This is a genomic window from bacterium, from assembly GCA_023150945.1.
Lineage (GTDB): Bacteria > Zhuqueibacterota > Zhuqueibacteria > Zhuqueibacterales > Zhuqueibacteraceae > Coneutiohabitans.
Map to the genome: position 1 here is coordinate 53,133 of JAKLJX010000030.1, position 20,438 is coordinate 73,570.

Annotated in this window: 12 protein-coding genes and 2 pseudogenes; 12 read left to right on the forward strand and 2 right to left on the reverse strand. The window is 60.3% G+C overall.

Translation table 11 applies throughout. The features are described 5' to 3' along the window. Positions 1–207: 207 nt before the first annotated feature. The gene (locus tag L6R21_25275; GenBank protein ID MCK6562526.1) at positions 208–1,668 is read right to left on the reverse strand and encodes an alginate lyase family protein; all 1,461 of its coding nucleotides are present in this window, start codon (positions 1,666–1,668) and stop codon (positions 208–210) included. A gap of 635 nt (positions 1,669–2,303) precedes the next feature. On the opposite strand from L6R21_25275, the gene nrfH reads away from it, so the two are divergent. From nrfH to uvrC, 10 genes and pseudogenes are all read left to right on the forward strand, one after another. Beyond that, positions 2,304–2,765: a cytochrome c nitrite reductase small subunit gene (nrfH, locus tag L6R21_25280; protein MCK6562527.1), complete on the forward strand. Its 462-nt coding sequence runs from the start codon at positions 2,304–2,306 to the stop codon at positions 2,763–2,765. 17 nt (positions 2,766–2,782) lie between these two features. Then, entirely contained in the window at positions 2,783–4,210 is a 1,428-nt protein-coding gene (locus L6R21_25285) for an ammonia-forming cytochrome c nitrite reductase subunit c552 (GenBank protein MCK6562528.1), read from the forward strand. Between the two features lie 630 nt (positions 4,211–4,840). Further along, a complete protein-coding gene (locus L6R21_25290; protein MCK6562529.1) occupies positions 4,841–6,019 on the forward strand; it encodes an amidohydrolase in 1,179 nt (392 codons plus the stop codon). A 371-nt stretch (positions 6,020–6,390) separates the two neighbouring features. After that, positions 6,391–7,317, forward strand: coding sequence for a hypothetical protein (locus L6R21_25295; protein MCK6562530.1), 927 nt, complete (start codon positions 6,391–6,393; stop codon positions 7,315–7,317). A gap of 255 nt (positions 7,318–7,572) precedes the next feature. Then, positions 7,573–8,178 (forward strand): annotated as a pseudogene (locus L6R21_25300) (carboxypeptidase-like regulatory domain-containing protein). Further along, a pseudogene (locus tag L6R21_25305) lies at positions 8,173–8,256 on the forward strand (TonB-dependent receptor plug domain-containing protein). Before L6R21_25300 ends, L6R21_25305 begins: the two co-directional pseudogenes overlap by 6 nt. Before the next feature lie 6 nt (positions 8,257–8,262). Further along, complete coding sequence (locus L6R21_25310; protein MCK6562531.1) at positions 8,263–9,849, forward strand: TonB-dependent receptor; 1,587 nt, start codon at positions 8,263–8,265, stop codon at positions 9,847–9,849. A 1,385-nt stretch (positions 9,850–11,234) separates the two neighbouring features. Then, the gene (locus L6R21_25315; GenBank protein MCK6562532.1) at positions 11,235–12,596 is read left to right on the forward strand and encodes a hypothetical protein; all 1,362 of its coding nucleotides are present in this window, start codon (positions 11,235–11,237) and stop codon (positions 12,594–12,596) included. Beyond that, positions 12,593–14,230, forward strand: coding sequence for a hypothetical protein (locus tag L6R21_25320; protein ID MCK6562533.1), 1,638 nt, complete (start codon positions 12,593–12,595; stop codon positions 14,228–14,230). Before L6R21_25315 ends, L6R21_25320 begins: the two co-directional genes overlap by 4 nt. 22 nt (positions 14,231–14,252) lie before the next feature. Then, the gene (gene uvrC / locus L6R21_25325) at positions 14,253–16,109 is read left to right on the forward strand and encodes an excinuclease ABC subunit UvrC (protein MCK6562534.1); all 1,857 of its coding nucleotides are present in this window, start codon (positions 14,253–14,255) and stop codon (positions 16,107–16,109) included. A 294-nt stretch (positions 16,110–16,403) separates the two neighbouring features. Here the strand turns inward: uvrC and L6R21_25330 are convergent, their stop codons facing one another. Further along, a complete protein-coding gene (locus L6R21_25330; protein MCK6562535.1) occupies positions 16,404–16,622 on the reverse strand; it encodes a hypothetical protein in 219 nt (72 codons plus the stop codon). Here L6R21_25330 and L6R21_25335 point away from each other — a divergent pair. Both L6R21_25335 and purL read left to right on the forward strand, forming a co-directional pair. Beyond that, positions 16,621–17,958 (forward strand): hypothetical protein, encoded by a 1,338-nt coding sequence (locus L6R21_25335; GenBank protein MCK6562536.1) that lies wholly within the window; start codon positions 16,621–16,623, stop codon positions 17,956–17,958. The two genes, L6R21_25330 and L6R21_25335, sit on opposite strands and share 2 nt — an antisense overlap. Then, positions 17,955–20,174, forward strand: a complete 2,220-nt coding sequence (gene purL, locus L6R21_25340; protein ID MCK6562537.1) for a phosphoribosylformylglycinamidine synthase subunit PurL — start codon at positions 17,955–17,957, stop codon at positions 20,172–20,174. Before L6R21_25335 ends, purL begins: the two co-directional genes overlap by 4 nt. The last annotated feature ends 264 nt before the right edge of the window (positions 20,175–20,438 follow it).

Genomic DNA, 20,438 nt, shown 5'->3' on the forward strand with positions numbered 1-20,438 from the left:
CAACCCATGTCACTCGGATGCGCAGAGGGGTCGCACGATTGGCCTGCCAAACTTGAAATGAAACCGTGAGAGCTGCACCAGCCGAACGAGCCGGAACCAAAGCAGACAAAAACGCACGCAAAGCCGCAAAGGCCTGCAAAGAAAAGTCTGACTTCTGAAATCTATCGCAGGTAGCCCGAAATGGACGGCATTGCTCAAACGGCCGCCTCAGCGTGCGAGCATCAGCGTTTTGGCAATGGTCTGGTTGCCGGCATGCAGGCGATAGACATAAAGCCCGTTTGGCACGGCCGAGCCATCTTTGCCGCGGCCGTCCCACGAGACCGTGTGCCGGCCCGGTTGTGCCTCCCCATTGAACAAAGTGCGCAGGTGTTGTCCCATGACATTGAAAATCGCCACGGAGACCGTGGTGGCCGCGTCCACTTCATAGTTGATTTGAGTTGCGCCCACGGTTGCGGTGAAAGGATTGGGATAATTTTGTTCGAGCACGAAACCGCGGGGCGGTAACACGCTGCGTTCTTCTATGGCTGTGGGTGACTGCGCCGCGCTGCCGTGCGTCCAGTCGGTCCAGCCCACATTCTTGCCGGGATTGGCGGGCGTGGGCGCAGGGAAGTGCGTGCCGTAATAGTAATTGATCACATGCGGCTGCCAGTTGTCATCACCGGTGGCGGCAAAATCGGCCTGTTGATGCAGCCATTGATACGCGCGCAGCAGGGCCTGGTCTTGCCAATTCCACACCTCGTAGCCGGCGCGATGCAGAATCACGGCCTGCACCAGCGCGCCTTGCAAGGCTTCATACACATAGTTCTCCTGCGGCGGCGGCCAGCAAAAATCCCCGCCGCGGCGTTGATCATCGGGCAGCACGCCATCCACGGGTTTGCCGTCTTTGCGTGCGCCCTTGGGATTGATGCCCACCGGCCGACTGGGATCCGCCTGCCAGGAGAGGTCACCAAAGCTGAATCCGGCATAAGCATTCCGGTCGCCCAGCCAGCCTTTGAAGACTTGCGCGCAACGCTGCAGTTCGGCTTGATCACCGAGATAGACCGCCACCGCCGCACGGCTGGCACCGGCATGCGTGCCCCAGTTGTTGGGCCGTTCTTCGTGGGTGGAACGCAGCGTCTTGCCGGAGAGATTCTCGGCCAGCGTCTCCACCAGCCAGGCGCGGAAGCGTTGGTCTTCGGCGGCCGGGAGTTTGACCAAATCCGCTGCAATCACGTAAGCGGCCAGCTCGCGGCCGAGCGCAAGCGTGCGGCCGCCTTTTTCCGTGCCAATGGCCGCCATGCAGCCCGCGATCACTTCGGCGCGCAAGCGCGTTTCGCCGGTGCGGGCATAGACCAGGGCCTTGGCCATGATTTTCACGTTCACCGGATCATCTTGATTCGACAGATCCGGCGTGCCGGCCGGCTGGTTCGCAATGTATTTGAGATTTTTCCATGCCGGGCCTTGCATCGGCAGCAGCTTGAGCTCGGCGCTGTTCGTCCAAATGCCGGTGCTTGCCAGGCCGGCAGAAGGAAGGCCGCTGCTGATGCTGCTGGGGCCGGAGAAATCCGCTCCCGCCGGCAAGTCCTGATCCCCTTCGCCATGTTGCAGTGATTGCGTGAATGCGCTGTAATGAAATGCAATGAGGAGGAACAAAACGTTCCAGTGCCTGCGGTGAAGTTCACGATCCATGTCTTTCACCCTTTCTCGAGGTTGAGGTCTTTCACGTCCTGTAGATGATGCGGCAAGCGCCGGGGCGGCTGCCGGTAAAGGAGGCAACGGTTTCCGCTGCGGCGGTGGGCGCGCACACGATGACAAAGAGCGAAGGCCGGCAACAGCAGGTGGCGTGCACAGTGCCGCTGCCGGTCGAGAATGCCAACCGTGGCCGAAGTCAATTCTCATGCCAATGCAACAGGCGGGAGAACGAACCGCGCCGCGCATCGTCCGCCCTGCCCATGTGCGAATCAACCGGCTCGCCGGTCGCGGCGGCGGATCAACTTGCGCAATGACTTGCGCTTTCTCCCGGCGATCCAGCGCAATGGGAGCGGCGGCGGCCGGCAGCGTGCACGCCGTGAGCAGAAGGTTTGTGTGACGATGAAAGAATTACAGCTTGGTCGGAGGAAATCTCAAAGTTGAACTTTTGCCGGTGCGCGAAGAAAATCATTTGCTCAATTGTTGGCAAATTGTTACTATTTCGCCGGCAAAAAAGCCGTTCTGCCGGCCGGGCTGTCGTGTCGCAAACCGCAACCGGCCGCACGGGGCGAGCGTGCATCGCGAGCGAAGACGCTGCAAAGACAACCGAGTGGACGTGAAACGACAATGGCCTCATGAATCGACTGCGCATCTCGTTGCTGGTGTTGAGTGTCTTGCTGGGGTTGCTGTTGGGGATGGGCGGATATACATTTTACTATGCGCGCGGTGCCTCTTATCTCTCCAATGATCCGCGCGCGTGTGTGAATTGCCACATCATGCGTGAGCAATATGACGGCTGGCAGAAGGCGAGCCACCATGCCTTTGCCACCTGCAACGATTGCCACGTACCGCATTCCTTCATTCCCAAGTACTTCACCAAACTGGAAAACGGCTTTTGGCATGCAAAGGGTTTCACCCTGCAGGATTTCCACGAGCCGATCCGCCTGCGCCGCCGCAGCCAGGCAGTGCTGCAGCAGAACTGCCTGTATTGCCACCGCGAATTCGTCAGTGAAGTCGTGGCCGGCGCAGCGCACGACGGCGAGGAAATCAATTGCGTGCAATGCCATAAGCGCGTGGGCCACGGCCCCTCACAATGATCAACCAGGTGACTGACATGAATGGATCTTCCCAACCTGCTTCCCGCAAGCCCGGCCGCATGATTTACGGCCTGGCGATCGGCGTGGTGGCGCTCGCCACGGCGGCGGTGATGCTGCTGATGGAGAACATCGCGCAGCGCAAGGAAGAGGGCAAGCAGCACATCTTTCGCGTGGTGGAAATCGACGAAGACACCATCGACCCGGCGGTGTGGGGCAAGAACTACCCGCGCCAGTATGACAGCTACAAACGCACGGTTGACATCGAACGCACCCGCCACGGCGGCAGTGAAGCCTTCCAAAAACTCGATGAGGATCCGCGCTGGCGTGAAATCTTCAAGGGCTATGCTTTCGGCCTCGATTACCGCGAGGAACGCGGCCATGCCTACATGCTGTCGGACCAGGACGAGACCGAGCGCGTAAAGGCGGTGCCGCAACCCGGCGCCTGTTTGCATTGCCACTCCGCGGTGATCCCCGCCTATCTGCAAGCCGGCGCGCAGGCGGGCGCGGCAACCCGTTCAGAACAGATCATGAAGGGCTTCGAGATCGTCTGCGGCATGCCCTATTCCGAGGCGCGCAAGATGGTGACCGCGCCGATTACCTGCGGTGATTGCCATGATCCCACCAGCATGCAGTTGCGCGTGACGCGACCGGGCTTTCTCAACGGTATCCGCGCGTTGGCGGCCAGCGAGCAGCCAGTGCCCCATCTGCCCAGCATCGAGCGCTGGCGCCAGGACGGCCGCAAGGGCGATTACGATCCCAACCTGCTCGCCACGCGTCAGGAAATGCGCTCGTTCGTGTGCGGCCAGTGCCACGTCGAATACTATTTCAAGGGCGAAGGCAAGCTGTTGACTTATCCCTGGCACAGGGGCAACCGCGTCGAGCAAATCGAGCAATACTATGACGAGATGGGATTCAAAGACTGGACGCACGCCGCCAGCGGCGCGCCGGTGTTGAAGGCGCAGCATCCCGAGTTCGAGATGTGGAGCCAGGGCATTCACGCGGCCAGCGGCGTGGCCTGCGCCGATTGCCACATGCCCTACAAGCGCGAAGGCGCCATCAAGGTCAGCGATCATCACGTGCGCAGTCCGCTGCTCAATGTGGCGAGCGCCTGCCAGACCTGCCATCATTTTACCGAGACCGAAATCAAAGCGCGCGCGGAAGCGATTCAGGATCGCACCAAGGCGCTGATGACGCGCACCGAGGAAGCGGTGGTGGCCCTGATTGCGGCCTTGCAGAAGGCGCGCGCGGCCGGCGTGCCGGAAGCAAGCCTGCAACGCGCGCAGGCGCTGCAGCGGAAAGCGCAATGGCGTCTGGATTTTGTCGCGGCGGAAAACTCCATGGGTTTTCACGCGCCGCAGGAAGTGGCCCGCATTCTGGGTGAGGCCATCGACTTTGCCCGCCAGGGAGAAATTGCCCTGTTGGAGCAGAGCGTGGCCGCGCGCTGAGTGCCGGCAGGCGATCGCCGGGCTGAGAGTTTGCGGGAGCCGCAGATGGCGCAGAGTTTCGCAGATGGGATTTTGAGGTCACCCTGCCTCGCGGTCATTTGAAGAAGATGTTCCTGCAACGGCTTGGCCGTTGCGTCGAACGCCTCAGAGACTCCCTGGTGCTCGAGGTTTTGGAAACCTCGGCGGCGATTCTCGGACTGGGAATTTGAGGGATCCGCAGATGGGATTTTGTGGTCACCCTGCATCGTGGTCATTTGAAGAAGATGTTCCTGCAACGGCTTGGCCGTTGCGTCGCACGCCTCAGAGTCTCCCCGGTGCTCGAGGTTTTGGAAACCTCGGCGGCGATCCCCGGGCTGAGATTTTGCGGGAGCCGCAGATGGCGCAGAGTTGCGCAGATGGCATTTTGAGGTCACCCTGCATCGCGTTCATTTGAAGAAGATGTTCCTGCAACGGCTTGGCCGTTGCGTCGAACGCCTCAGAGGGTCGCCAGCGCTCGGGGTTTCCCAAATCCTCGGCCCAGCTGAGGCTGGAACATTCTCAGACGGACACCAACCAATTGGCATTCGCGCGAGGTTTGGTTTGAGGAGTGATTCGCAACAAAGCGGCAGTGAGGCCATGAAACGATCGGCGATGAAACAAACGGTTCACACGATGACCCGGCCGGCTGTGCGGTCACTGCTGGTGGCCGCCGGCATGTTGGTGGCCGCGGGTTTTCTGCCCGCGCGCGGCCAGGATCCAACCATGTCGTTTGAAGAGTATGAGCCGGCCGCGATGCTGGTGGTGCCGGCGCATCCGGTCACGCGGGCCAAGTATCCATTCATCGACATCCACAATCATCAAGCCAACATGCCGACGCAGGATTTGCGGCCGCTGGTGGCCGAGATGGACAAGCTCAACCTGGCGGTGATGGTTAATCTCAGCGGCCGCGGTTTCAAACGCAGCGTGAATGCCGACAGCTCGGTCACCTACGGCATTCATGATGGCGAATATCTCAAGGCCGCCGTGGAAAACGCCAACCGCACGGCGCCCGGCCGCTTCCTGGTTTTCACCAACGTGGATTTCACCGGCATCGGCAGCCCCGGCTGGAGCGAGCGAGCCGTCAAAGAGCTGGCGCAAGACGTCCGCAACGGCGCGGCCGGATTGAAAATCTACAAGAGTCTGGGATTGGAGGTGACCGACACCAGTGGCAAGCGCGTGCCGGTGGATGATCCGCGCCTCGATCCCATTTGGGAAAAATGCGCCGAGCTGAAGATTCCGGTGTTGATTCATTCCGGTGATCCCGCCGCGTTTTGGCTGCCGCACGATCGTTTCAACGAACGCTGGCTGGAGCTCAAGCAGTTTCCCGAGCGCTATCGCCACGGCCGTGAGCCTGCGTGGGAGCAGGTGATGGCCGAGCATTTCAATCTCATGCGCCGGCATCCGCGCACCGTTTTCATCAGCGCGCACATGGGCTGGCTCGCCAGTGACCTGGCTCGTCTCGGCAAGCTGCTCGATGAAATTCCCAATCTCTACACCGAGATCGGCGCCATCATCTACGATCCCGGCCGCCAGCCGCGCTTCGCCCGCGAGTGGTTTATCAAGTATCAAGATCGGGTGATGTTCGGCAAGGATATTTGGGCGCCGGAGGAGTACCACGTCTATTTTCGCGTGCTCGAAACCGCCGACGAGTATTTCGACTACTATCGCAAGCGCCATGCTTTTTGGAAGCTGTATGGCCTGGAGCTGCCCGATGAGGTGCTAAAGAAGATCTACTACAAGAATGCCCTGCGCCTGCTGCCCGGCATCGCGGCGGCGCGATTTCCGCAGTAGTCTCTTCCGGGTTGGCGAGGATCATTTGTTGTCTTCATTCCAGCGTTTTTCAAATGCGTGCGCAGGAATCGTAGTCATGCCCCCTCGTGGGGTACGGTGGCAACCACGAATTTATTGGCTTTGACAGCCACCCACAAGGGGCGGGGACTGAAAACCTGCTCATCCAATTGAAAACCGCTGCAATGCAACGGCCAAGCCGTTGCGGGAGCACTCTTGTCAATGGGCTGCGATTTCGGACGGATGCTGGCTCAATCATGCTCGATCAGAAATTCTGCAAGCCATCGCCGGCCGCTGCGCCGGCGCTTCATCTCACAACTCCAACAACCAAGTTTGGATCTCGCATCAAACAGAAGCTCAGGTTCAAAACTCTCATGACCGTTCAATTGAAAAGTATCCGCCGTCTGTTTTGCCGCTTGCCGGCTGCACGATGGCTGCGGGCGGTGCTGGCGCTCGCGCTGCTGGGGTGCGGTTCGGATCACGGCGTCGAGCCGGTGCGCACCAAAGTAACCGGCGACATCATCTTCACCGGGCCGACGCCGCCGGCTTACGTGGCGGAAGTGGTGGTGGTGCTGGTGAAGAAACTGCCGCCTGAAAATCTGCTCTCCGAAGTCATCTACAGCCCGCCGCTCGTCTTCGATCGCAGCAAGCCCGCGGGCCGGGATGATACCTTGCGCTACGAGTTGTTCGCGGATCCCGGCGTGTATGCCGCGGCCGGCGTGCTCTGGCGCAAGTCCGGGCAATCGTGGGACATTGCGAACATTCTGGGCGTGCACCTCGATCCCACCAAGATTTTCGAGCTCAAGCAAGTGGTGGTGCGGGAAGACCAACCGGTGGCGGACAGCGTGAACGTTCTCGCCAACTGGGATTTCGCCAGCCGCGATGCCATCATCACCGGCAAGATCACTTACGCCGATCCCTGGCCCGCCAACTCGCAAGCCGTGGCAGTGGCGGCCGTCGGCGTGATTCCGCCCGGCGGGCCGGCGTTTCTGCCGTCAGTGCTCGGCAATCTCAAAGGCTTGAATTTTACCCTGGGCTTGTTCAAACCCGAGGAGCAATACCGGCTGGCGGTGAACGCGGGCGAGATCAAGTTCCTCACCCTGTTTTGGTACGGTAAAGGCCAGTTTCTCGATATTCGCGCGGTGGGGCTTTATCACTGCGGCGAGACCAACGGCCAGTTCATTCCCAAACCGGTGAAGGCGGTGAATGATTCGGTTGTCACCAACATCGATTTCGAAGTGAGATTCTCCACGCTGCCGGCCGGCATCAATTACTGCAAAGTCTGTCCGCCGTGTCCTTGAGGCGGTCGCTCGCCGCGCGCGGCGCTGCTCGCGGTGCACGAGGCGGCGGGCGCTGCGTCGCGCACGTTTGCTCTGATCGCTTGATCGTCCGGCAGGGAGCTGGTGCAGGCACAGGAGCCGCCCCAACTCGTTGACAAGATTTCCTCTGCATGATGTGCTGAATCGCCTGACAGTTCCTCAACGGCGCGTCCTCTTGCCGCGCCAACGTGAAAGAGGTTTATGCGAATGTCGAAAAATGGCTGGTGGCCACAAGGTATGCTGCTGGTGCTGCTGCTGGGATCGGCGCCGGCGCTGCGCGGCCAGAATCCCGGCGAAATCCGCGGCAAAGTGGTGGATGCCCAAACCGGTGAAGTGCTGCCGGGCACCAGTGTGCAAATTCTGGGATCGTTGCTAGGCGCGGGCGCGGATGCCAACGGTGCCTTCGTCATCCGGCGCGTGCCGCCGGGCGGCTACGTGTTGCGCGCCAGTTTGATCGGCTACCAGTTGGCGCGCGCGGAAGTCACGGTGCAAGCGGATGCGGTCGCGCGCGTCGAGTTTGCCCTCAACGGCAGCGTGCTCGAGATGAATGAAGTGGTGGTCACTGCCAGCCGCCAGCCGGAGGAGATTCAGCGGGCGGTGGTGAGCATCAGCGCGCTCAGCGGGGAGACGGCGCTGCGCCGCGATGCCGCCCGCCTCGACCGCGCGCTGGAGAGCATTCCCGGCGTGAGCCTGGTCGAGCAAAACGTCAACGTGCGCAACAGCTCGGGCTACAACCGCGGTTTGGGCAGCCGCGTCTTGATTCTGCTCGACGGCGTGCCGGCCCTGCCCAGCGATTTCGGCAACATGAATTGGGACATCCTGCCGGTCACGGATTTCGAGCGCGTGGAAGTCATCAAAGGCCCGTCGTCCGCGCTCTACGGCTCGTTCGCGCTCGGCGGCGTGATCAACGTGATCACCAAAGCGCCGATGCCGCAAGGCCGCTTGAGCCTGCGCACCAGCGCCGGCGTTTATGACGAGCCTTACTATCCCGAGTGGAAATGGACCGAACGCACACTGCGCTTCAACCGCCAGGATGTGAGCTATTCGCGCCAGGCCGGCAAGCTCGGGTTTCGTTTTTCCGCGGGCCGTTCCGAGTCCACCGGCGACCGGCAGAACCGCCATTACCAGCGCTGGAACGCCACCGGCAAATTGATCTGGGGATTCGCGAGCAATACCGAGATCACTCTGTTCGGCGCCTATGCGCGCGACCGGCGCGGTGAGTTCGTGTGGTCGGATCTCGGCAATCCTTATCTCGTGCCCAACGCCACCGGCGGCCGGCCCGAGGATTTTGCCGAGTTTCGCCTGAAGCTGGACGCTTACACGCTCTACGGCCAGTGGCGCCAGCGCGTGAATGACTGGCTGGAATTCAAGCTGCGCACTTCCTTCGTGCGGCAATTGACCGGCAACCAGTTCCGCGTCTCCGGCGATTTCGAGCCGGCGCAAGGCCCGGGCGCAGATTTCCAAATCCGCAGCCAGATCGACAGCACGGTGAGCTTCGCGCTCGGCGTCGAGTACAAATACGACTTCGCCGAGCAGCGGCAAATCGGCCGCCACTTTGCCTACACCGTTTCGCCCTATTTTCAACAAGACTGGCAACCCACGCCGGGCTGGAAGGTCAACCTGGGAGTGCGGTTCGACCAGTATTATTTGCTGCCCGGCCCGGAACGTTACACCAAAACCGTTTTCAATCCCATCAAGAATCGCTTCGAGCGCATCGACATTGCCAATCCGCTGCCGGACGGGTTGGAGCAACAATATCTGAGTCCGCAGCTCGGCACGAGTTACGAATTGACTTCTGCCACCGTCTTTCATGCCTCGCTCGGCCGCGGCATTCGCATCCCGGTGTTGGGCGAGCGTTTCCTGCAATTCAACATTCCCATTCCCTTTCGCCCCAATGCGGAGATCGCCACCGAGCGCTCTTTTTCCGTGGAAGCCGGCGTGCGCCAGCGGCTGGGAGAGGTGGTCAATCTCGAAGTCACCGCCTTCTCCAACCGCTACACCGATTTGATCGAGCCGGTGTTTGTGCCGGAAGGCGCCAACTTCTACGCGATCCTGGTGAACATCCCCCAAGCCAAGGTCGAAGGCATCGAAGCTTCCAGCCGGTTTCGTTTTTGGCGGAATCGCCTGGGGCTGGACGCGAACGCGACCTGGACCAATCCCGTCATCACGGCGGTGGAAAAGGATCCGAAGATTCCCGTCACGTTTCAAGAGGGGGACTTGCTGAGTTATCGCCCGCGCGTGACGGGTTACCTTTCGCCATCGCTCACGCTGGGCGGGTGGGCGCTGGAAGCCGACTACAGTTTTGCCTCGCGGCTGCTGCGCGAGCAGGTGCAGATTTTCAAGGACGATCAGCGCGTGCCCAAGCGGCAACTGGACATGCGCATGCTGTATTCCTGGAACAATATCACTGCCCATGTGGCCGTGCGCAATCTGCTGCGCTACAACTATTATCAAGTCGAACGCAACATCAACGAAGTGCGTAATTTCTCCGCCGGGCTGCGCTGGGATTACTGAGTCACAGAAGTGGTTTCCTCGAAGTTCAATCGCTGCGACAAACAAAAATCTGCTCACCGCCAGGACACGAAGGCATCAAGAAAAGAACTTGGTGCCTTCGTTTTTTGGCGGCCGGATTTGGCTCCGGCTTGATCGGGATATAGTATTACTCTGGCAAAACTATCACAACCGCGAAGTTTTTTACAAACCGCTAATTTACGCGAATACACGCTAATTGTTTTTATTCGCGTTGATTAGCGTTAATTCGCGGTTGACGGGTTTGGTTGCGGCAAGTTGCCGCGCTATGTTTCGCCTGTTGCGAATTCCGGCCGGGCGGCTCTGTATAAAATTGACGCGATTGACCGGATGGGCTAAAAGCCAAAGCCGGATCCTCTCTGCAGAGTTCAGCCCGTGCCAAGAAAGCAAAGCGTTTCATGCAAAGACGCCAGGAACGCGGCGAAAGACTCTCTTGAGGTTAAAACACTGCGTTCTCCGCACGCTCCGCGGCGCAGGCGGGTGCTTTGTGGTTCAGGAACTTTCAGAATTCTATTCTGACTTTGAGCGCCTTTATGACATACTCCCATCGTGATAAAAGGCCAGCTTGACCCCGACGGGGTCGCATGTAATAGCCCACGGGCAGCGTCCTGGGAACCGATGGGATCTGTCGCACTTAGCCCTGCAGGGGCAGCATTCCTGGCGTGGTTCTCTGGCGCCCCGCTGGGGCTTGGTGATTTCTCTTGATTACGGCTTTTCCAGGGCGTTGCCCTGCGCTGCTACATTTCGCCCCCTTGGGGCTGGTTGTCTGTGCAACAGAATTCGACCTAACGTTCTACGCCAGGTTTCAGACAAGCTGAAACCTCAAGCCCGCGAGCAGCAATAGGCCCGATTCATACACTGTTGTCTCGCACGAGGTATCCACTACCACTGTCATCCAGTTGTCATCCAGTAAGGATCTTGTGAAGACTTGGGCACACGCCCTCGCTATTCAACTCAGAAGCTCACGGCGAAGGCGCGAAGAAAGCCGAGAAGGACTCTCTTGATTTTGAAACTCTGCGGTCTCCGCGGATTCGCGGAGTGCGCCGAGTTGTCGCATTGAAAAAGCCTTGCTCTGCGTTCGTAGCGACTCGGCGGTGCCGGTGTTGACATTGTGTGACTTTGTAGTATTCTGAATCGGGCCGGTTCGTGGCTGCCCGGAGAGTTTCAGAATTCAGCTTGTCTGAAAACTGGCGTCAAGTACTACGCTGCAAGACTCGCGCGACCGCCGTGCCTTTTTCAGCTTGATTCGTTTGCAGCCTGGCAGTCTGCGTTACGGCGAGCCAGGCACAGCGCCAATCAATCCACCAACTGCCACGGCATGACATTTCAAACCAACGACTCAGACCCGCTGAAGTAACGGCGTACCAGCCATGATGAATTTCAACCGATGGCAGCAGTATGGCTTCCCTGCGATTCTCGCGATCTACTTCGTTGTGCAACTGGTCTACCTCCTCTTTCTGCCTCTGCCCTTCGAAAACGATTCGCTCGAACACTACCGTCTGGCGCAGGAATGCCTGGCCGCCGGACGCTTCTATCCCCTGCCGCAACACCGCGGCGCCGACTATATTCTCGCGCCGGTGTACATCAATTTTCTCGTCGGCCTGCTCGCCCTGCACAACTCAACGGCCACGATTTTGTTCGCCAATCTCCTTTTGAATTCGCTGCAGCTCTTCCTGCTCTATCGGCTTGCCCGCAAGATCTTGGAGAAGGAAAGCTGGGCGCGGCTGGTGGTGGTGCTGTACGTCTGCTATCTCACCAACCTCGGGTTGGTGTTGCACAATCTCACTGAGTTGTTGTTCGGCGTGTTGTGCCTGGCAAGTCTGAATCTTTATCTCTACCACAATTGGAGAGCGGCTGTGCTCGCCGGCGCCCTGCTGGGATTGGCCATCGGCGTGCGGCCGTTCGGCTGGGCCTTGCTGCTGGCCTGTTTCTCCGCAGAGGCCCTGGCCTTTTTGCGGCACCGGCCCTGGCATGCACCTCTCCTCGGACTCGCCGGCGGCACGTTCGCCGTGATTATCGTTCTGGCATTCGCCGGCAAAAGCGCTGTGGGCGAATTCGTCTTCACGTCCACCACCGGCCCCGCCAATCTGTTGATGGGCGCCAATGATCTCGCCAACGGCGCCTACAACAAGCGCGTCTTTGCTCCCGGACAACCCGGTTTTCTTCCTGCCGACAGCGCCATGACGTTCGTGGAGAAGGGCGACTACTGGACGGCGCAAGCCCGGCGCTGGATGCGCGCGCATCCGTTCGAATGGCTCGCCCTGTTCCCGCACAAGCTGCTGCACCTATTCGCGCGCGACGATTGGGCGATCAATGCCCTCACCCACAGCCACGCCTGGAGCCTCTATCGCATCGGCAAAATCATGCAGGCCGGCAGCTTCCACGAAATCCTGGCCGGCGAATCGCTTCGCTTCCAAGTGGGATTCCTCGCGCTGCAACTCGTGCATCACGTCTACTATTTCATTTTGCTTTTGCTCGTGCTGCATCAAGCGCTTCGTCTGATAAGAAGCAAATCCGGCTTCTGGCTCGAGCGCTTTGCGGTGATCTACTTCTTCAGCGTGTTTGGCCTGGGCATGAATCTCCTCACTGTCGGTGATCCGCGCTACAAATATCCGTATTTCATTCTCTGGCTCATCACCGTGCCGCCGGCGCTGAGCGCCCTCTACGCGAAACTTCAAAGCCGGAGCGCGACGACCGCAGGCGCAAGTCCGCCCGCCGGAAAATCCGTTTGACTTTCGCGCCCTCCCTCCTTACTTTGAGCCGCAATCCTGACCGTCACACCTCATTGTGGGATGAACCCGTGCTGGTCTCCGCGATTTTGCTCATCATTCTGGTGGGATGCGTGCTCTTGATGTACCTCAAGCGGCTGTCGGCCATGCTCGCCCTGCCGTTGATGGCACTGCTGTTTGCGCTGGCTGCGGGTGTGCCCAAGGAGCATCTCCTCGAGCACGTTTTGCAGAAAGGGCCGCTGTCGGTCAGTCCCGCCCTGCTGGCCACGATCTTCGGCGGCATCCTCGCGATGTTCATCAAGAACCGCGGCGTCGTGGAACTGATGATTCGCTACACCGCCGAGCTGGTGGGCGACCGGCCGCTGGTGCTGGCGCTCAGCTTGATGTTCATCACCGCCGCGATTTTCATCGCGCTCGGCGAGCTGGGCACCGTGATCCTGGTCGGCTCGATCATCCTGCCGATCATGCTCAATGCCGGCATTCCGCCGGTCACCGCCTCGGCCGTGATGATCATCGGCTTGTCGATGGGCGGCATGCTCAACCTGCGCAATTGGCAGCTTTACGTCAACGTGCTCGGCGTCACGCCGGCGCAGGTGCGCGATTTCGCGCTGGTGATGGTGGCTCTGTTTGCCGTGTTCGGTCTGGCCTTCTGCCTCTGGCATCTGCGGCCCAGCCAGCTTCACCGCTTCGCCACCACCCCCGCGGCTCCGGTGAAACCGCCGTTGCACCGGCTGGCTTTGTTTACCCCGATCGTGCCACTGTTGCTCGTGCTGGTGCTCGACTGGCCGATCGTGCCGGCCTTCATCGCCGGGCTGCTGTTTGCGATCCTCGCCTCCAGCTTCGAGGGCGAGCTGGCCATGGCTTCGTTGCTCGTTCTGTTCGCGAATATGCTGATCGTTCCCGGCCTGTTGCCGCAGCCCGGCCACACGCCGCTCGGCACCTCGACCGCGGCGGTGGCGCTGCTGCCCTTCTTTGCTTGGACGATCTATCGGCTGGTCCGCAGCTTGCGCCGGCGCACCACCCGGCGCACGCAGCTCGCGATTCTGTCGCCGCTGCTGCCGCTGTATTTGATCCATGGCCTTGAGATGGAGACGGCGCTGGCCTTGCTGGCCGGCATGCTGATCGCGATCCTCTTGACCATTCGCCGCGAGGCGGTGCAGATTCTCACCAAGTCGATCATCGAGAGTTTCGAGAGCACCGGCCCGGCGCTGTTCTTGATCATCGGCATCGGCATCCTGCTCGAGACGGTGAAACATGAAAACATCACCGGCGCTTTCAGCACCCTGCTGGCGCCGCTGTTGCCGGAACAGGGCCTGCCGCAGCCGGCCTTTGTGGTGATCTTCGGCCTGCTGGCGCCGCTCGCGCTCTACCGCGGACCGTTGAACATTTGGGGTCTGGGCAGCGGCTTTGCCGCTCTGCTGCTGGCCGCCGGCGCCCTGTCCGCCGAACAAATCATGGCCATGCTGCTGTCGGTGGGCGCGGTGCAAGCCGTGTGCGATCCCACCAACAGCCACAACTTTTGGATCGCCAGCTTCACCCGCGTCGATGCGCTGGATATCACCAAACGCACGCTGCCCTTCATCTGGCCGCTGGCGATCGCCGCGCTGGTGATTGCCGGCTTCATGTATTTTGGTTGAGCGCCCTCGCATCCGATACCCCATGTCCACCACGCTGCAAAACAAGCTCGAAAATCTTCCTCTCAAGCCCGGCGTGTATCAATTCAAAGACCGCACCGGCAAGATCATCTACGTGGGCAAGGCCAAGGTGCTGCGCCACCGCGTGCGTTCCTACTTTCAAGAGAGCCGGCCGCTGGATGCCAAAACCGCGCGCCTGCGCAGCCGCATCGCGGATCTCGAGATCATCGTGACCGATTCCGAAATGGAAGCGCTCATTCTCGAGATGAATCTCATCAAGGAATACCGGCCGCGCTACAACGTCAATCTGCGCGACGACAAAAGCTTCCCCTACATCCGCGTCACCCATGAAATGTTTCCCCGCATTTTTCCGACGCGCCAGATCGTCAAAGACGGCTCGCAATATTTCGGCCCCTACACCGACGTCGGGCAAATGAAAGCGCTGCTGCGCACGGTCAAGCGCATCTTTCCGATTCGGAGCTGCAACTACCACTTCACCCCGGAAGTCATCGCCAAGAAGAAATACAAACTCTGCCTGGATTATTACATCAAGAAATGCGACGGCCCGTGCGAAGGCCTGGTCTCCGCGGAGGATTACGGCCAGGTGGTGCGGCAGGTGGTCAATTTCATCAACGGCCGCGGCCGCCTGGTGGTGCAGGAGATGCAGGAAAAAATGCAGACCCTGGCGGAAAAACAGTTGTATGAACAAGCCGCCAAGCTGCGCGACCGCATCCGCTTCATCGAAGAGTTTCAATACCGCCAGAAAATCGTCACCGATGATCTCAAAGACCGGGACATCGTGGCCGTGGCCTTGGAGGATGAAGATGCGGCCGGCGCGGTGTTCAAAGTGCGCGACGGCAAGATCATCGGCCGGCAGCATTACTATCTCAACGGCGTGTTCCAGGAGCCGTATGAAAGCGTCGTGGCCGCGTTTGCCAAGCAGTATTATCTCAAAGCGGATTTCATTCCCGAAGAGATCATTCTGCCGGTGGAAATTCCGGAAAGCGAAGACGTGCGCGCCTGGCTGGAATTGCAGCGCCAGGGCCCGGTGCGGCTGATCACGCCGCGCCAGGGCGAGAAGGCCAAACTCATGGAGATGTGCGCGAAGAATGCCCACCTCCTGCTGCAGGAATTGAAGCTGCAAAAGATGCAGGCCCGGCTCAAGCTGCCGCACAGCGTGGTGGCGCTGCAGCGTGATTTGCGGCTGGCGCAACCGCCGCGCCGCATCGAGTGCTTCGACATCTCCAACATTCAGGGCACGGATCCGGTGGCGGCGATGGTGACGTTTGAGGACGGCCGGCCGAAAAAATCGGATTACCGCAAATTCAAAATCCGCGGCCAACAGACGCCGGATGATTTTGCCATGATGGCGGAGGCCATCGAGCGCCGCTATGCCGGCGCGCTGGCGCAAAAGCTGCCGCGGCCCGATCTGATTCTCGTCGATGGCGGCAAAGGCCAGCTCAATGCCGCGCTGGCCGTGCTGCAACGCCTCCATCTCGACCTGCCCCTGGCCGCGCTCGCCAAGCGGCTGGATGAAGTGTTCGTGCCCGGCGCCGCCGACGCGCAAAACATTCCGCGCACGTCTTCGGGACTGAAACTGCTGCAGCAACTTCGCGATGAGGCGCACCGCTTCGGCGTGACGTTTCATCGCAGCCTGCGGCGCAAGCGCACCACCGACTCGGAGCTGTCGAAAATTCCCGGCATCGGTCCGGCGCGGCGCAACGCCCTATTGAAGTTCTACGGCTCGATTGAGGGCGTGCGCCAGGCCTCGGTCGACGAGTTGATGCTGGTAAGCGGCATCACCGCGCCGCTGGCGCAGCGGATTTGGGATTATTTTCACACAGCGCGCGATCAGCAAGAAAAGACGACTGACGAAAAGTGAGTTGCTTCATTCACAACCCAACGCGCCAAAACCAAGGAAGGCAAAAGCGCCCGCGCAGACGCCAAGAGGCAAAGGTGCGCAAAGAAAAACTTGACTTCAGTCTTCCATGATTGCAGGCACCATTTGATTGGGCCGCAAGGCGCGCAAAGTCAGAATAAGATTCCAGGTAAGAATTCAGTCAATTGAAGAACCGCCCGGGCGCTTGGAGCTCTATGAAGCCCGTTCGACGAAAGAAAGCAACAACTCAAGTTGATTCGAGTCAAGAGCGCCCGGGCGGTGGGTTTCCTCAACTGGCTAAACATTTGCAATCATAGAAGATTCTTCACCAAAAGGCAAACATTCGAACCGCGGAGCGTGCGGAGAACGCAGAGTTTTGAAATCAAGAGAGTCCTTCTTCGCGTTCTTCGCGCCTTCGCGGTTCAAATGTTTGCTTTGCGATTCAGGATCCTTCAACGTTTCAAACGCCAACCGCTTTTTGCGGTGATCAAACAATTCCGACACTCGACCTTTCATGAACCTCCTCCTCATCGCCCTCCTGCTCGCGCAGGCCGCCCTCCTGCCCCTGCCCGGCGTAAAGTATGATCCCACCACGCTGGTGTTTCCGCCCTTTCTGCACATTTGGGTGCAAAAGGCCACGGCCACTCACCTCAAGCTTTACACCAAAAACAGCGTGAAGGTCGACAATCCCCAGGGCGTGGCCGCCACCCGGCTGGACAGTTGGGAAGATCCGAAACGCGCGCAGGATGACGATGAGCTGACGGTCTACGGCGTGAATGCCGGCTACAATATGATCATCTTCAACACCTCGCGCAGCGCCATCGCTTTCTATGGCATGAATGAAACCGGCGAGCGGCGCTTGCGGCAGCCTAACGGCATTGCCGCACATCCCAGCGGCGAGGTGTACGTGGCCGATACCGGCAATCATCGCGTCGTGCACTTCCACAATCCCGGCCGCGAGCTGAAGTTCATCGGCAGCCTCACCGGTTTGCAATCCCCGCGCGACGTCGCGATTTCCCCCGATAAAACCCTCTATGTCGCGGACACCGGCAACGATCGCATCGTGGCCTATCGCGATGATCAACTCTTGCACAGTTGGGGCGCGAACAACGGGCTGCACCGGCCCACCGCGGTGGCCGCCACCGATGCCAGCGAGTCCTGGTCTTATTACAAAGACGCCTTCGTGGTCGTCATCGACCAGGAGCAGCAGCGGCTGCAGAAATTCTCTCCCGCAGGACAACTGCTGGCTTCACGCACCATGGCCAGCCTGGGATTCCCCAACTCCCGGCTGGCTTATGCCGCCCTCGATTACTATAGTAACATCTTTGTGACCGACGCCGCCAACCATTGCATTCACAAATTCGACCGCCAACTGAATTACCTCACCAGCTTTGGCCGGCGCGGCAACGGTGCCAAGGAATTCCGCGAGCCGCGCGGTATTGCCATTTACAAGCGCTTCGGCCAGGTCATCATTGCCGAGCGCGAGGCCGTGCAATATTATTGGATCGGCACCGACCTGCGCGACTTCACCGCCCGCCTCACCCACCAGCGGCTGCTCGAAGTCGCCTACTTTTTGACCGAGCCGAGCTTTGTTACCCTAGAAATTCGCGACAGCGAGGGCAGCGTGCTCGCGCAACCGATGACCAACACCCTGCGTTTTGCCGGCGCCAATCGCGAAACCTTCAGCGGCGCCTGGCAACCGGTCGATCCCGCGTTGCTGCCGCCCAACCTGCCGCCTTTGGCACCGGTGCCCGCCGGCAAATTCACCCTCCGTTTGACCATCAAACCGACTTATTCCAGCTACATGCATTTTGAAAAAACTGTCGAGACCAGGATTCACACCGCACCATGACTGAACCACAAGTGACGCTCGCGCTCGCCCAGCAACATGGCCTGAGCGCCGAAGAGTACGATCGCATCCTTCAAATTCTCGGCCGCGTGCCGACCTTCACCGAGTTGGGCATCTTTTCGGTGATGTGGTCGGAACACTGCAGCTACAAAAACTCCATTGCCCAGCTCAAAACCCTGCCGCGCGAGGGCAAAGATTTGCTGGTGAAAGCCGGCGAAGAAAACGCCGGCGTGGTGGATATCGGCGACGGGCTGGCCGTGGCCTTCAAAATCGAAAGCCACAATCACCCCTCCGCGGTCGAGCCTTACCAGGGCGCGGCCACCGGCGTGGGCGGCATTCTGCGCGATATTTTCACCATGGGCGCGCGGCCGATTGCCGCGCTCAACTCGCTGCGCTTCGGCAGCCTGAGCGACAGCCGCGTGCGCTATCTCGTCAAAGGCGTGGTCAAGGGCATCGGCGATTACGGCAATTGCTTTGGCGTGCCCACGGTGGCCGGCGAGGTTTGTTTCGAGGACTGCTACCGCGACAATCCGCTGGTCAATGCCATGGCCGTGGGCCTCGTGCCGCATGAGCGCATGGCGCGCGCCGTGGCCAGCGGCGTGGGCAACAGTGTGATCTTGATCGGCTCCGCCACCGGCCGCGACGGCATTCACGGCGCCACCTTCGCCAGCGAAGAAATCTCCGAGAAAAGCGAAAGCAAACGGCCGCAAGTGCAGGTCGGCGATCCCTTCACCGAAAAGCTTCTGCTCGAAGCCACGCTCGAAATGATCCGCGCCGATTTGCTCATCGGCATTCAAGACATGGGCGCGGCCGGCATCACCTGTTCCACCTCGGAAATGTCGGCGCGCGGCCAGCACGGCATGGTGATCGATTTGGAACACGTGCCCTTGCGCGAAACCGGCATGACGCCCTACGAAATCATGCTGTCGGAATCGCAGGAGCGCATGCTGGTGGTGGCGCGGCCCGGCCAGGAAGAGGCCATCGCCGCAATTTGCCGCAAATGGGATTTGCACGCGGCCATCATCGGCAAAGTGACCGCGGACAAGATGCTGCGCGTGCGCCGCAACGGCCAGGAAGTCGCCGCGATTCCAGCCGAGAGCCTGGTGCTCGGCGGCGGCGCGCCGGTTTATGTTCGCGAGGCCAAGCCCCCGGCCTATTTGGAAAGCACGCGCGCCTTTTCCGCTGCGACGCTGCCGCAACCGCCGGATCTCGGCGCATGTTTGCTCCAACTGCTGGCCGCGCCGAATATCGCGAGCAAGCGCTGGGTTTATCAACAATACGATTCCACCGTGCGCAGCAACACTGTGATCCTGCCCGGCGGCGACGCGGCCGTGCTCCGCATCAAAGGCACGACCAAGGGCCTGGCGGTGAAAACGGACTGCAACGGCCGCTACGTTTATCTCAATCCCCGCCGCGGCGCGGCCATTGCCGTTGCCGAAGCCGCGCGCAACGTGGCCGTCACCGGCGCCCGGCCGGTGGCGATCACCAACTGTTTGAACTTCGGCAATCCCTACAAGCCGGAAGTCTATTGGCAATTCCAGGAGGCCATCGCGGGCATCGGTGAGGCCTGCCGCGCGCTGGAAACGCCGGTGACGGGCGGCAATGTGAGCTTCTATAATGAGAGTCCCACCGCCGCGGTTTATCCCACACCGGTGATCGGCATGCTGGGCGTGTTGGAAGACGTGAGCTGCGCCACCACCGCGCATTTCAAAGAGGCCGGCGATGAAATCGCGCTGCTGGGCGCGAATTTCGAAGAGATCGGCGGCAGTGAATATCTGAAAGTGATCCACGGCCTGGTGGCCGGCGATTGCCCCAGTCTGGATCTCGAGCGCGAAAAGGCCCTGCACCAAGCCTGCCTCGAACTGATTCGACAGCGGCTGCTGCATTCCGCGCATGATGTTTCTGATGGCGGTCTCGCCGTGGCCCTGGCCGAATGCTGCATCATGAATGAAGAGAAATTCCTCGGCGCGCAGATTGCTTTGCCGGGTTTCGTGCGGCCGGACTTTGCCCTGTTTGGCGAAAGCCAATCCCTGGCGGTGGTCTCCTATGCCCCGCCGCAGCGCCGCAACATCGCCGCGATTTGCGCCCAGCACCGCGTGCCGATTTCCTTCCTCGGAAAAGTCGCCGGCGACACGCTCTGCATCACCTCGCTGCTGGAACTTCCACTCGCGGCTATGGCGCGGCGTTATTGGGGGGAAATCGAAAGATTGTTGGAGTAGCAGAGGCGTAGGGTGTAGGGCGTAGGACGTGGGGGATAGGGGATAGGGGATAGGGAACTGGGAAATGAGTGGGAAGCAGCAGATCCCTGCTCTTCTTTGCAAACCCTTTGCGGCTTCGCGTCTTTGCGTGAATGCTTTTGCCCTGAATGGACTTTTTGAAAAGTTGTTGACGAGGCCCCAGTCTCCCGGGGGGGGGGGGGGGGGGGGGGGGGGGGGGGGGGGGGGGGGGGGGGGGGGGGGGGGGGGGGGGGGGGGGGGGGGGGG